This is a genomic window from Indolivaga capnocytophagoides (assembly GCF_036511535.1).
GTDB lineage: Bacteria > Bacteroidota > Bacteroidia > Bacteroidales > Dysgonomonadaceae > Dysgonomonas_A > Dysgonomonas_A capnocytophagoides.
Genome location: NZ_AP028867.1, coordinates 862,968 through 877,852, shown reverse-complemented (window position 1 = coordinate 877,852; position 14,885 = coordinate 862,968). Strand labels below are relative to the sequence as shown.

11 protein-coding genes and 1 pseudogene are annotated in these 14,885 nt (G+C 35.6%); 2 read left to right on the top strand and 10 right to left on the bottom strand.

The features are described 5' to 3' along the window. Positions 1 to 404: 404 nt before the first annotated feature. Positions 405 to 1,556 (top strand): MFS transporter AraJ, encoded by a 1,152-nt coding sequence (araJ, locus tag AABJ51_RS03745; protein WP_338374450.1) that lies wholly within the window; start codon positions 405 to 407, stop codon positions 1,554 to 1,556. Between the two features lie 504 nt (positions 1,557 to 2,060). Here the strand turns inward: araJ and AABJ51_RS03740 are convergent. The 10 genes and pseudogenes from AABJ51_RS03740 to AABJ51_RS03695 all read right to left on the bottom strand — a co-directional run bounded on the left by AABJ51_RS03740 (position 2,061) and on the right by AABJ51_RS03695 (position 13,712). Then, positions 2,061 to 2,873 (bottom strand): SDR family oxidoreductase, encoded by an 813-nt coding sequence (locus tag AABJ51_RS03740; RefSeq protein ID WP_338374449.1) that lies wholly within the window; start codon positions 2,871 to 2,873, stop codon positions 2,061 to 2,063. Positions 2,874 to 2,937: 64 nt separating this feature from the next. Beyond that, positions 2,938 to 3,510, bottom strand: a complete 573-nt coding sequence (locus AABJ51_RS03735; protein ID WP_321577243.1) for a Crp/Fnr family transcriptional regulator — start codon at positions 3,508 to 3,510, stop codon at positions 2,938 to 2,940. A 146-nt stretch (positions 3,511 to 3,656) separates the two neighbouring features. Beyond that, positions 3,657 to 4,091 (bottom strand): annotated as a pseudogene (locus AABJ51_RS03730) (site-specific integrase); the annotation flags it as partial. A gap of 124 nt (positions 4,092 to 4,215) precedes the next feature. Next, positions 4,216 to 5,292, bottom strand: coding sequence for an LptF/LptG family permease (locus AABJ51_RS03725; protein WP_026625139.1), 1,077 nt, complete (start codon positions 5,290 to 5,292; stop codon positions 4,216 to 4,218). An 89-nt stretch (positions 5,293 to 5,381) separates the two neighbouring features. Then, the gene (tgt, locus tag AABJ51_RS03720) at positions 5,382 to 6,512 is read right to left on the bottom strand and encodes a tRNA guanosine(34) transglycosylase Tgt (RefSeq protein ID WP_338374448.1); all 1,131 of its coding nucleotides are present in this window, start codon (positions 6,510 to 6,512) and stop codon (positions 5,382 to 5,384) included. 18 nt (positions 6,513 to 6,530) lie between these two features. Next, positions 6,531 to 7,844, bottom strand: a complete 1,314-nt coding sequence (locus AABJ51_RS03715) for a hemolysin family protein (protein ID WP_026625137.1) — start codon at positions 7,842 to 7,844, stop codon at positions 6,531 to 6,533. A gap of 98 nt (positions 7,845 to 7,942) precedes the next feature. Beyond that, the gene (locus tag AABJ51_RS03710; RefSeq protein ID WP_134435193.1) at positions 7,943 to 8,233 is read right to left on the bottom strand and encodes a putative quinol monooxygenase; all 291 of its coding nucleotides are present in this window, start codon (positions 8,231 to 8,233) and stop codon (positions 7,943 to 7,945) included. Beyond that, on the bottom strand, positions 8,230 to 9,879 hold the full coding sequence (locus tag AABJ51_RS03705) for a putative glycosyltransferase family protein (protein ID WP_338374447.1): 1,650 nt from the start codon (positions 9,877 to 9,879) through the stop codon (positions 8,230 to 8,232). Before AABJ51_RS03705 ends, AABJ51_RS03710 begins: the two co-directional genes overlap by 4 nt. Before the next feature lie 162 nt (positions 9,880 to 10,041). Beyond that, positions 10,042 to 10,890: a DUF3316 domain-containing protein gene (locus AABJ51_RS03700; protein WP_338374446.1), complete on the bottom strand. Its 849-nt coding sequence runs from the start codon at positions 10,888 to 10,890 to the stop codon at positions 10,042 to 10,044. 95 nt (positions 10,891 to 10,985) lie between these two features. After that, positions 10,986 to 13,712: a DNA gyrase/topoisomerase IV subunit A gene (locus tag AABJ51_RS03695; protein WP_338374445.1), complete on the bottom strand. Its 2,727-nt coding sequence runs from the start codon at positions 13,710 to 13,712 to the stop codon at positions 10,986 to 10,988. Between the two features lie 223 nt (positions 13,713 to 13,935). Here AABJ51_RS03695 and AABJ51_RS03690 point away from each other — a divergent pair, with 223 nt between their 5' ends. Then, a complete protein-coding gene (locus AABJ51_RS03690; RefSeq protein WP_338374444.1) occupies positions 13,936 to 14,856 on the top strand; it encodes a glycosyltransferase family 2 protein in 921 nt (306 codons plus the stop codon). The last annotated feature ends 29 nt before the right edge of the window (positions 14,857 to 14,885 follow it).

Genomic DNA, 14,885 nt, shown 5'->3' with positions numbered 1-14,885 from the left:
CTATTTGGTAGTTTTGTATACTGAATATAACAAAACAAAGACCTTCTGGTTCTGCAGTATTAGATAAATAGACTTATATTCAATAAAATTACAAATATCTGCCATCCTTTTACGATATCATACACTTTATCAAAAAAAGCAACAAAGACAGTTTGTTTTTCCATTTAAGATGCATATATTTGAACTATTACTTTTTATAACAAACTCATCTTAGTTGTGAAACCGGGGTGATATTTCTTACTACACACTTAAAAGAATATCAGCCTCCTCCACCTGGAGGCTTTCTTATTATTACCAATCTTACTGAATCTCCTAATTTCAATCGTAAACTTACTACATTCGTTTACTGAAAGAGGCTTTCGTTTCTAATAATTATGTAATTTTGTTCATATTTTATGAATTAAATGAGAAAATCGATTTTTGCCCTAGCCTTAGGAACATTAGGTTTGGGAATGTCCGAGTTCGGAATGATGGGTATGCTTCCGGATATAGCAAAAGACTTAAGTATCAGCATACCACAGGCAGGTCATTTTATATCGGCATACGCTCTCGGAGTAGCAGTAGGTGCACCAATTTTAGTTCTATTCGCCCGTAATATACCTCTAAAGAAAACCCTATTAATGCTGGTCTGCATTTATTTTATAGGAAATCTTTGTTTTGCGTTATCCTCTAATTACTGGCTCAACTTAGTTTTCCGGTTCATATCAGGACTTCCACATGGAGCTTATTTCGGTGTGGGATCAATTGTTGCTCAAAAGGTAGCAAAAGAGGGACGGGAAACATCTGCTGTCGCCGGAATGGTTTCCGGTATGACATTTGCCAATCTTGTAGGCGTACCGATGGGGACATTTATCAGTCATCAGTTCTCGTGGCAGATTACATATTCGATTATAGCTTTTATTGCCTTAATCATCTTCTACTTTATATATAAGTGGATTCCGGCACTAGCCCCTCTTCCTGATACTGGATTGAAAGGTCAATTCCTTTTTTTGAAAAATAAAGCCCCCTGGCTTATTATAATAGCCACTATTATGGGAAATGGAGGGATATTCTGCTGGTACAGTTATGTCAATCCTGTGATGACTAATTGCAGCGGATTTGCCGAGTCTTCGATGACAGGAGTGATGATGTTTGCAGGATTAGGTATGGTTTTAGGAAACATTATAAGTGGAGGACTCTCCGATAAATTCTCTCCCGCAAAAGTAGGAACAGCAACACAAGGATTAGTTGTGATATTACTGGCTGCAATATTCCTTTTAGCAGAAATTCAATGGGCTTCATTTCTTTTAATGTTTTTGACTACAGGCTGTTTGTTCGCATTATCGGCTCCACAACAAATCCTTTTGTTAGAAAATTCTAAAGGTGGAGAAATGTTAGGAGCTGCTTGTGTCCAGGTCGCATTTAATCTGGGTAATGCAATCGGTGCATTTCTTGGAGGAATTCCTATCGAACAAAATTATTCAGAAAGATACTCTGCTACTCCTGGGATATTTCTTGCCGCAATAGGTTTTATTACTTTTCTTTATTATACCAAGACATCGAAAGCTAAAGCTTAAAATTTCTTTGAAAGAAAAAGAGCGACTACAATTTCAGCCAAAGCAATAATCCCCAAGCCTTTCGACTTAGGGATAATATAGAGGTCGGATTGAAATGTTGGTTCGTTGGCTAGGTGGAACTATTCGGAATACCGAATTTTGAGATTTAATAGTTCTCGTCCAGAATTGATAAGAGCTAAAACCTTTTGAAGATAGGTTAATTTCAGGGCATTTTCCCCCTGCTCGTACCGATAAAACGTTTCTATGAATACCAACTCAATACGAGTAATATTTAGCATCCGAAAGGTTTCAGAGTAATTTTGTTCGGATTGGCTGATCGTTTTTAGCTGTTCCACGAAGCACTCATAGGCATTTTGAATTTCTTCGTTTGTTACTTATGAAGATTTAGACAATAGCCTGAACGACTTCGTCTTTAACATTTCATTCATGACATAAAATTTAATGTGAATATTGATAATCAGACCAAAGTCCTGTTTTATGCTGAATGAGTTTCACGGATAGTATTTACGTATTGCTTTGTTTTTTTATAATGCTTTGAAATATAAATAATGGGAAAAGTGCTCGAAGTGAGAACACGAACTTAGTTGTAAAGTCAGAAGTGTACCTTAATTTTGAACTATTACTATTTACTGCTTTATAGATTGTTTTAGCATCTAACTCAGGCTTATATCCATTTCTGTAATTCTTCATTAAATAGTCATGCCATTTTTTGAAGTTAGTTTTGTATTCGTTTGGATATTGCTCAAATGAGTATTCCAGTACCGAATTATAAATATTTGTTTTAACCATGCCCGGCTCAACAATTTTCACTTTTATATTCAGTTCTTTTAATTCATAGTAGAGACTTTCGCTAAAACCTTCAACAGCCCATTTAGAAGTATGGTAAATAGATTGGAATGGAAAAGTAACACGTCCTGCAATTGAGGAAACATTAACAATTATGCCCGACCTATTTTCTCGGAAATGTTCTAATATTGTTTTGGTGATGTATAAAACTCCTTTGATATTGGTCTCTACTACATCTTCAATAATTTCGTTGGAAGTAGACTCTAAGGGATTTGTCGTGTAGATTCCAGCATTATTTATAATTACATCTATTTTTCCAAAATCTTGTATTACTTGTTTGATACAAGTATTTATAGAATTTTTGTCTTTTACATCCAGTATATATGTCTTGATGTTTTTATTACTGCCAAATTGCGAAGAATCTGCAGAATTTCTCATTGTTGCAATTACATTCCAACCTTTCTTCTCAAATAGCAGTGCAGTTGCCTTGCCTATACCACTTGATGCGCCCGTTATTAGTACCGTTTTCATATTTGTCATTATTTTCCGACAAAGGTAAGCAGGGTATCAGGCTCAACTACTTGACAAATGTTAGTTAATTTATTTTTCTTATTCGGCTTAATGATTCTGGTTGTATACCAATGAATGAGGCAACATATTTCATTGGTACATTTTGAATAATATCAGGCTGGTCTTTGAGTAATTTTAAATATTTGTCATGTGCAGTTAAAGACAATTGGTCAATGATTCGCTCCTCTTTTTCAATTAGAAAGCTTTCCATTAATCGTCTGCCAAAATTTTGCCATTTATGGCTTATCGAATACAATTTCTCCAAATCGTCTTTGGATATGTACAATAGTTCACAATCCGTAATTGTATGTAATTCTTCTTCTGATTTCTTACTCAAAAAGAAGCCGTTTAATGAAGTTGCAAAATTATTTGGAGCAAATAAGTGAATGATTAGGTCTTCTCCTGAATCTATTATCTTTGAATACTTCAAATATCCTAAATTGACAAAAAATACCTTATCTGTAAATTCTCCTATCTTAATCAAAGAAGTACCTTTTGCTACTGATTCAAACTTGAAAAGAGATTTTATCAAGTTTAAATCTTGTTGTTCTAAAGATATCAAATTCGATATTTTATCTATAAGCTTTGCATATTGCATATATTGCTAATTTAAACTGATTTGATAATTTACAAAGGTACTTATTAATTAGATTTAGTAATCGTTTAACTTGAAAATGATGTTTTTGAAACAATAGAGAAAGCGAAGCGAGCGAAAGAACCTCACTCGCTTTTTATAAAAAAAGATTATATTAGTTCAGTAATCTGCTTTTCAAGACATTCCAACTTATAAGAAAGGATTTCCATATCTGATTTTCTCTTTCGTTATCTTGGCGTAAATTTGAGTGGTATTAGTATTAGTATTAGTATGACCTAATATTTTGCTGACCGTCTCTATCGGAACTCCTAGTGAAAGAGTAATTGTGGTCGAGAACGTGTGCCTACTAACATGATGGTAGGTAATCCGTTTATTAATTCCGCATTGCTTAGCTATTTTTTCAGAATGGTATTGCAAGAGTTATTACTCGGCATAGGGAACAGACGGTTATCCCTTGTGTAACCTTTGTACTTCTCTATTATCCGCTTGGGAACTTCCAATAGCCGAATACTTGAATCGGTATTTGTTTTCTGCCTGCGGATAATTATCCACAAATGACGGTCAAACGATGTTTTAATGTTATCTATCGGTGGCTTTTGCCATCCAAAAGAAAAGCTAAACCAAAGACTCTACCTCCACATTTACAGTCGGTTGTCCTCGTTTGGCCAATTGCGGCTTTTTGTTCAGACTTATCATTTTAAATCAGCATTAGTTGGGGGCTTTCCTATAAAGGAATGCAGCTATTCCGATAAAAATGACATTAGGAATCCAAGCTGCAATAAGCGGACTTACTAATCCTGAAACAGCAAAGGTTGAACTTACTGTCATAAATAAGATATACGATACACTAAGTAATAATCCAATACCAATGTTTAGCCCCATTCCACCTTTGACTTTACGTGATGACAGGGCGGCACCTATGAGAGTCAAGATAAAAGCCGAAGCAATAGACGCAAAACGTTTGTGGTATTCAATCTCAAATGATTGAATATTACCGATCCCCCTATCCTTTTGCCGGGAAATATGTTTGTGTAATTGGGGTGTAGTCATCTGCTCAAAATCGTTGCTCGATATAAGGAAATCACTAGGCACAATAGTCAAAGTAGTATCCAATTTAGATCCCGAAGATATATGCTCTTTCATTCCCTGAAATTCACGAATCGAATACTCATTAACAGTCCAATGATAAGCTGAATCATATTGAATAGTCCGGGCAGTCAAGCGAGAAACCAACTCTTTATTTTCAAATTTATCCAAAGAAAAAGAAGATCCCATCTTGTCTCTGTCATCGTATCTTTTAAAAAAGGCAATGACTCCGGGTTCAATCTGTACCTGTATATTCTCCGCATAAGTAACAGCCTTATTCTTAATATACTTATTCTGGAATTTTATCCTGACCACATTTGCAGGCGGTATGATAAAACCGGTAAGTAGAAAACTAGCCAATGCTATAATAGCAGCAGAAATCATATAGGGTTTCATCAACCGTTTAAAACTCATTCCGGCTGCCAACATCGATATAATCTCTGAATTATCGGCCAGCTTGGAGGTAAAAAAGATTACAGATATAAAAACGAACAGAGGACTAAACAAGTTAACATAATAAGGAATAAAATTCATATAATAGGCAAAAATAATAGCCTTAAGTGGCGCATCATTTTTTAGAAATTTATCCAATTGCTCATTTATATCAAAAACTACCGCTATGGAAATTATCAACAGAATGGAGAACACATAAGTTCCCAAAAATTTCCGTATTATATATTTATCCAGTATACTAAGCATTTAGGCTATTTAAGTAATCTAAAATATTTAATAATATATTTCGCCTGTTTCTGTTATGCTTCGAATGTTAATAAAAGACCTTGCCCTTATTATAATCGTCGTGTAACATCATCTATTATAGAACGCTTCCACAGGTAGTAATCTCCCGCTATTATATGTTTACGCGCTTCTTTTACCAGCCACAAATAAAACGCTAAGTTATGTATTGACGCTATTTGTAGTGCAAGAATTTCGTTAACAATAAATAAATGGCGCAAATAGGCTTTAGAATATAAAGTATCGACAAAAGAAGTTCCTTCGGGATCAATCGGTGAAAAATCAGTTGCCCATTTCTTATTACGCATATTCAATATGCCATATTTTGTAAACAACTGTCCATTACGTCCATTACGGGTAGGCATAATGCAATCGAACATATCTACTCCACGCTCAATTGCCTCAAGTATATTTGCAGGAGTACCAACTCCCATCAGATAGCGAGGCTTGTCTTTAGGCAATATTTCATTTACAACCTCTATCATTTCATACATTTTCTCCGTTGGTTCACCTACAGCCAATCCACCTATAGCATTACCTTGGGCTCCTTTAGATGCTATATTTTCGGCTGCACGCTTTCTTAAATCCGGATAAACACATCCTTGAACGATGGGAAATAACGCCTGTTTGTATCCATACTCGCATTCTGTTTCGTTGAAACGCGTTATACAGCGATCAAGCCAGCGTTCGGTGAGATCAAGCGATTTTTTCGCATAAGAATATTCAGCATCTCCCGGTGTACACTCATCAAAGGCCATCATTATATCCGCCCCAATTGTCCGTTCGATATCCATCACACGCTCAGGGGTAAATATATGCTTAGATCCATCGATATGAGATCGGAAAATAGCCCCATCCTCGGTCAACTTACGGTTGTGAGCCAATGAGAATACCTGAAAACCACCACTATCTGTTAAAATAGGTTTATTCCAGCTATTGAATTTATGCAATCCTCCTGCTTGTTTCAATATATCAAGACCCGGACGCAAATACAAATGATATGTATTACCGAGAATAATCTGTGCCTGAATATCATTTACCAATTCGGGCATGTGCACAGCTTTTACTGCTCCCTGAGTCCCAACCGGCATAAATATAGGAGTTTCGATCTGACCGTGATCTGTAGTAATCAATCCAGCTCTCGCATTAGATTGTGAATCGTTATATTGTAATTCGAATTTCATTTAAATTATTAGCGGAAATCAATTATCTGCAATTTCAGAGATTTCTTCCAGATCTCTCAATTGCACCAAAACAATAGATGTTTTATTTTTTTTCAACACTGAAAACTCATACCCTTCAGCTTCAAGTTTATCATGGGTATTAGGAATACGACCGAATTTATCGATCAAATACCCGGCCAATGTATCATATTGCTTGGCTTTGTCTATAGTATGGGGAAGTTGATCGTTTATATCCGAAATGGCAGCTGTAGCAATCACGGAGTAGGTATTACCTGATGTTTGTTCAACAAATGGAATCTCATTGTCATACTCGTCCTGAATTTCTCCGACAAGTTCTTCTAGAATATCTTCCATCGTTATAATACCTTCTATACCACCGTATTCATTCAGCACCATAGCTATCTGCTGATGTTTCACCTGAAATTCTTTCAGTATAATTCCGATACGTTTACTCTCTGGAACAAACGATACAGGACGAACTATCGAACGAATATCAACATGATCATTCTGACGCATTTTTTTCAGAATATCCTTTAGGTGAACGATACCTATAATATTATCGATATTATCCTCATAACATGGTATGCGGGAAAATCCGTCTTCAATAACAGTTTCGAGAGTTTTTTCATCATAATCGTTTACATCTATGGCTAAAACCTGCGTACGGGGAACCATTACCTGACGGGCAGTACGCTCCGAAAAATCAAACGCATTTTTTATTATATCATAGTTAGTATCTTCAAAATTTCCGCTCTCCCTTACCTGATCCACCAAATACCTTAGCTCATCACTGCTGTATGTTTCGGCTTCAGACACAGTGTGCAGTCCACACATACGAAGTATCAAGTTCGCTAATCCATTAAGCAGCCAGATAAACGGGCGACAAATCCAATAGAATGCCTGTAACGGATAAGATATAAATAACGTAGTTTTCTCTGGACTTTGTATTGCCAGAGACTTTGGAGCCAATTCACCAAACACAATATGCAGTACGGTGATAATAAGGAATGCAACAGGCAGTGCAATACTATGCGCCAATTCTGGGCTTACATTTACATTCACGAGCTCCATCAAACTTATAATCATCTTAGAAACAACAGGCTCCCCAATCCATCCCAATGCAAGACTGGATAAAGTAATTCCTAACTGAGTGGCTGCTAGATATGCGTCAAGATGGCTTACAATACGCTTGGAAAGAATTGCAAAACGATTCCCTTCCTGTGCTTTTAGTTCGAGTTGCGAACCTCTCACTTTTACTATTGCAAATTCGGCTGCAACAAAGAAGCCATTCAGAAAAACGAATAGAAAAGTTATAAGAATATTAGATATCATATATCTATTAAAATGATGATGGTGCAAAGATACATACAAATGTCCATTTGCAACGAATCAAATTATTATATTTTATGTTAGATCTTGTAACAATATACTTAGTACACCTGTTTTATAATTGCTATTTGGAGATCGGAAATTTTACCATCGATTGCTTTCTTAAATTCATCGAAATGAGTGCTGGCATTGTGTATAGCTATTGCTTCTTCTGATTTCCAAACCTCTAATATAGTATAAGATAAACTTTCGGAAGTACTCTGATGCAAGTCATACGACACATTCCCTTCTTCTTTTCGGGTAGCGTCTACCACATTGTGTAAAGCTTTTAATACTTCGTCTTTGTATTCAGGTTTCAGAATAATAGTAGCTACAATTTTCAACTCTTTCATCGTTTTATTTTTTTGTTATTTTTTAATTTATTTGATTGTCTTTCAATGTAAACAATATATAATAACAGTGCCAATAATGACACCAAAGACACACTTAAACCGACACGCTGTGCTAATGTACCATCGTACCAAACTATTATTTGAGAAGACGCGGGGCTTTCTATTTCAATCAAACCATCTTCGGATTGAGATACAGTTAATTCTTTACTATTATCAAAAACTGCTCTATATCCTTTGTAATAAAGCAAAGGTAATACAAGATTGTCGGGTTCAGATTGTTCTGTTTCCAATCTCAATTTATCTTTTTCCCTTGATATATTTTTTATTATAGTATTCCTTTCTGCTTTTACTGAATCTTTACGATTAACAACATAATCTATTCGATAACGTATATCTTCCGTCGGAACAGAAGGCACTTTGCTTGATAAATATTCAGCACCAACTATCTCCAGTTGATCCAGATTATGGGTTACTGTATTATCAACAGTATACTTTATATACCCTTGATAAACTCCTCCTGTTAGACGTATACTATACCCAATTATAACAATAAGACATGCAACAATTATTATCCTACGATTAGTTTGCCGGCTTATAATAGATAGGTAAACCGCTCCTGAAAAGGCTAGCAGAAAACTGGCAGGCTGCAATAATCGAAATGGAAATTGTAAGATAGCCAGCTTATTAAACGGAAATATATACCACGGAAAAATATCAGACAAAGCAAATATCAATATGAAAGAAACAAACGTACAGCTATCTGCAACACGAAGATAACGATGATTACCAGTGATCGCCAAACGAAAAAACAAAGGAATTATTAATATTATCCCAATAGTTTCTATACGCAGTCTATTATCAGTCAAACCATTAAATACCCCCCAAAGCACTCGTTTCAATTCTACAGATTGAGGTCCTATAGCTTCAGCCAAAGGGTGTGTTTGAAAATAAAATGAATTGTCGTTTAATTGCTCGAACATTGGAAGTAAGAAGGCTGAAGATACAATCGCTGAAACCGCTCCTGCCAAAACAAGATATAATAACCTATAAGGATTCTCTTTTATTGATTTATAACAAATTACAAGCCCTATACAGACTGTTATAAATATCAATAAAGCAGATAATAAATGGGTATATATCAAACAAATAAAGCCTATCGAGATAATATACCACCTCTGCTTGAAATCTCCATATAAAATCTCATACAGTCCCCAAAAGATAAGTGGCACAAACGTGAAAGAGATAAATTCGCCTAATGCTCCCCGATACGAAATATCAATTATGCGGTACAAAGCAAAAGTGTATAATAAGGAGAACAAACAGGCAATCAGGTTGTCTTTTGTTATCCTGCTTAAACTCCCAAAAGAGAAAATACCACACAAAAGGGTATAAACAAAAATCATAAGCTTATAGGCTGTCGCGAAACCTATTGACGGAGCCAATAAAGCAAAAGGAATAAGCATTAAATCGGGATAAAATAAATTAGCAGCATATCCGTAATGATTTAAGGCTTCGGTATTGATATAAAAAGGAAATGTATTATAATCTATAGCCTGTACAATCGCATAAAAACGATTAGCATGAAATTGTAAATCACTGCCGCCGGAGGTCACAATTCCAGTATCCGGAAAATACCAGTAAATCATTCCTACTGAGAGGATAACCAAAATGACCATAAAAAGACAAAATTGGTATAATGAATTCCGTATTATTCCAGCTATAATAAAATTCTGAATCCCTAAAAAGCTCTTACTGGAAGATAGTCTCTCCATTAAATTAATTAACTACTTATTTTATTCATCACAGTTCTAATAATAACTGCTGTTGATTATTCTGTTTGTCTTGATCTTACTGCCGCTCAGATTTATTGATTCGGAAACAAAACCGATAACAAAGCTATTCGAATAAATATGTGAGGTTATATCATGGACTTTTGTTTGATAAAAAGACCCCAGATAACCTATCCTCAATGATATTTTCGAAATTGGAATATCTGCCGTAAAATAACCTCGCAAAGCCCTTTGATTATGTATTGATGCAAAATTGACAACACCTACACTATTCCCTAAAGATATCTCGTAATATGACTGCCCATAATGCGGCGAAAATAAAATTCCGAATAAAGGAGTATCTAATTGTCCTCTGAAAGTAATATTTTTCCAATTATAGAAACCTATCAAAGATAAATTAATGTTAGAATGAGCTTTTGCCGATGCCGGATTGTTCGAATTTCGCTGATTGTATATCACTCCTCCGGTTATATTCCACAATGCTCCTACGGATAAACGAAATTTTTCTGTCCTGTATAAATTATAATGTCCTCCCCAGCTATACTGTCCTATTATAGAATATTCGCGGGCATTGCCTGCCGGATTTTCGGTACTGGTCACTTCGAGATCAATAATTTGCTGACGTGTAAAACGATGGTTAAACCACGATGTCCGTTTCATACGCTCATCCATCAACCGAAAGGAAGTCCCCTTGTATTTTAATGGCGATAAATATGTATCATACATATTAGCTCGTCCAATGGCAAACGATGTCGCTTTGTTGGTTGAATAATAACGCAGCGAATCTTCATCTTGTGCACATACAGTATTGAAATTCGTAATACAAATTAAACTCAGTAATACAATTATTAACCTATATGTGCCCATAGTACAAAGGTGTTTATTCTAAAGATTAATATCTCATTTCCTATTTATGCCATTTTACCATATTACAATCGGAATATCAAAACAGAACGAGAATCTTACTCAAAATCAATCTGTTGCTGTCCTGTCATATCATCAATAATATCAGTATCCGAAGCAGAAGAATCATCGTCGTCTATTTCGATCTTTACAGAACCATCTTGATCTTCATCTCCATCTTCCGATTCTTCTTTTTTCTCAGGAAATCGAATAGGCTCAAGTTCTCTTACAACTCCAATTTCAAATGTAGACAGACGCTTTCCTTTCGCTTTAAAGCTCTTAACCGCTATAAACTCTTCTGCATCTATTTCTTGAGTTCCCCGGAATGAATCATTTCCACCGAATGCTAATTCGATTCTTGGATACACGATATCGGTAAGAATATACAATTTAGATTTGGAATTCTCTCCTAAAAAATTCTGAACCTTATTACTGGTCTCAAAAGTAAAGCGTTTCAGATACATATATTCCTGATCAGCATCGAATAATACAGCTGTCCAAACCTTATGCTCATCAAATTTTTCGATTTTGATGATACCCGGTTCGAAGTGGTTACTTAAGTCAAAGTTTGTTGTATTAAAATCGCCGTTTTCTTTTACAACCAGAATTTGATCATCACTATGGAATTCGCCCAAATACTGCCCTCTGTTATCATAATTCAAACGCAATACATCCGGATCATACCATACTTTTCGACCACCTAAAGTAGATTTACCTTTCTGACGAAGGGTAATCTTATGAACTTCTGCTTTTGTGAGCATATTACCCATAGACTGACGCCCCTTGATCGCTATTTCGCTCAGGTCTTTTTCAAATAACTGCACTTTTTGACGAGGACGAGGTTTCAGTAATACACGGATTGTTTCAGCTTCGCCATTAGGATTAGCACTGAAATAAACAATCTTAGAACCTTCGTCGCCCATAGTCACGTCATACTCTTTATCTCGAGTGACACCGGTTACAGCAAAACGCTTCATATAATAAGGTCCTACCTTTCCGCTACGATATACAACATTATATATAGTACGCTTATCATTCTTTTTAAATACATTGACATACAATATATTTTTCCCGATAAACATCTTATCGCTTACTTTTACGATCTTATATTTACCATCTTTATAGAAAAGAATAATATCATCTATATCAGAACAGTTACATATATATTCGTCCTTTTTAAGAGACGTTCCGATAAAACCTTCTTCACGATTTATATATAACTTTTCATTTGCTTCTACCACTTTAGTAGCCACAATGGTATCGAAATTACGTATTTCGGTCATTCTCGGATGAGCTTTTCCATATTTCTCTTTCAACATTACAAACCACGAAACGGTATAATCTACAATGTTTGCCAGATCATGCTCTATCTCTTCAATTTCGGCTTTATAACGGGCAATAAGCTCTTCTGCTTTGTCCGAATTAAACTTGAGAATACGCCCCATCTTGATCTCCATCAATTTCAGAATATCCTCATTGGTTACTTCCCTAATAAAGAGTTTAGTAAATGGCTCAAGTCGTTTTCCGATATGTTGTACAGCAGCATCCATATTAGGTGCTTCTTCAAATTGCTTATCTTTATATATGCGCTCTTCGATAAATATTTTTTCTAGTGAAGAGAAATGCAAATTTTCTTCCAGCTCGCTTTTATGAATCTCAAGCTCCCATTTCAACAAATATAATGTATTGTCTGTCGAACGTTTCAGAATATTACTTACAGTCAGGAAGTGAGGTTTGCTATCTTCAATAACACAGCAGTTAGGCGAAATACTTATCTCGCAGTCAGTAAACGCATACAGAGCATCAATTGTCTTATCAGAAGAAACTCCTGCTGCCAGATGTATCTGTATTTCTACATTACCGGCCGTAATATCATCAACTTTGCGTATTTTGATCTTACCTTTATCGTTGGCCTTCAGAATGGATTCTACCAATGACGATGTTGTACGACCGTAAGGAATATCTGTGATTACAAGCGTTTTATTATCCATTTTGGAGATTTTGGCACGAACCTTTACAGCTCCTCCCCTCTCCCCGTCGTTATAACGGCTTACATCAATAAATCCGCCTGTCTGAAAATCTGGGTAAAGCGTAAATTCCTCGCCTTGCAAGTATGCTACGGAAGCATCGCACAATTCATTAAAATTATGTGGCAATATTTTTGATGATAAACCTACGGCAATACCTTCAACTCCTTGTGCCAAAAGCAAAGGAAACTTGATGGGTAATGTTATAGGCTCCTTATTACGCCCGTCGTAAGATGGTTTCCATTCGGTTGTTTTATGATTGAAGGCTACCTCTACAGCAAATTTAGACAATCGTGCTTCAATATAACGGGGAGCAGCAGCACCGTCACCGGTAAGAATATTACCCCAGTTACCCTGACAATCGACCAGCATATCTTTCTGTCCCAGCTGTACTAAGGCATCACCAATGGACGCATCCCCGTGAGGGTGAAACTGCATGGTATGTCCGATAATGTTAGCCACCTTATTATAACGTCCGTCATCCATTCGTTTCATCGAGTGCAAAATACGGCGCTGTACAGGCTTCAGACCATCGGCAATATGAGGTACAGCACGCTCCAGTATTACATACGAAGCATAGTCGAGAAACCAATTCTGATACATCCCCGACAAATGGAGCTGATTTTCCGAGTCTTTAACAGGAACCTTATATTCTGAATGAACAGAAGAATCAGTTCCTTCTTCCTCATTCATTTCATTTTCGGAAGAACGATTCTCTTCCTCATTATTCACATCGTCAATTATATCTTCTGGAAACATATACGCTTTTGGTATAAATAGACCTTACAAATTCTTAAAATTATCCAAAGATAACTTTTTTGAGCGGATTTCAAAAAGAGTTTATATCCGAATATTTACTAATTTTGACAAGCAAAGAAGATCAGTAAACGAGTTTATAAGCTGACTAGTAAATGAGTTGATATACATCTCTGGCTTGTTTATTATATGTATAATATATCATTAAATACCTGCTGTTGCTTAAATGGAAAATTTGGTAAGCATTATCATTGTCAATTATAATACAGAAAAATTATTAGACGACTGCCTTTCTTCGATCTACGAGAAAACATCAGGCATCCGGTTCGAAACCATTGTAATAGACAATAATTCGACCAATGGCTCTATAAATAATCTGATAAAAAAATATCCAACCGTAATATTTCATTTTGCGGGAGAAAATCTGGGATTCGGTAAAGCGAATAACCTCGGTGCAACCATGGCATCAGGTAAATACCTGTTTTTTCTCAACCCCGATACCTTGTTATTAAATAATGCTGTAGGTATTCTAGCCGACTACATGGAATCACATCCAAAAACTGGAATTTGTGGAGGCAACATGTATAGAAAAGACATGAATCCTGCATCCTCATTATATAATACCGATTTTCTTACTTATGAATATAAAATTATATTCAATATAAAGCGTGCACCGGGATTTAATTATTCTAAAATACCCAAAGAAGTAAAAGTGATCGTAGGAGCCGATTTACTAATACGAAAAGATATATTTGATGACCTTAAAGGATTCGACCCTGATTTTTTCATGTATTTCGAAGAAGTTGAATTATGTTACAGAGTCCGTAAAACGGGCTATAAAATAGTTTCAGTTCCTAATGCTGAGATCATCCATTTACAGGGTGGTTCGGCGGAAAACAAAAGCGAGGAATTAAACAAGTGGTCGTATAGTGAACATTGGTACAGCAAATATTTATTTTTTCACAAAACGAAAGGTATATTCCAACTCCAAACGCTGCACAATATATATAAGCTGAAATTAAATATGGCTATTATTTACTTTAGCCTTAGAAAAAACAACAAAAAAACAGAATATTGGAAAGCCAAAGAAATGATCATAATGAATACTTATAAAAGATTTTCGGACTACAGATCCGACAAAACATGAATCTGAAGTTTCACTATCAGGAAAAGTGC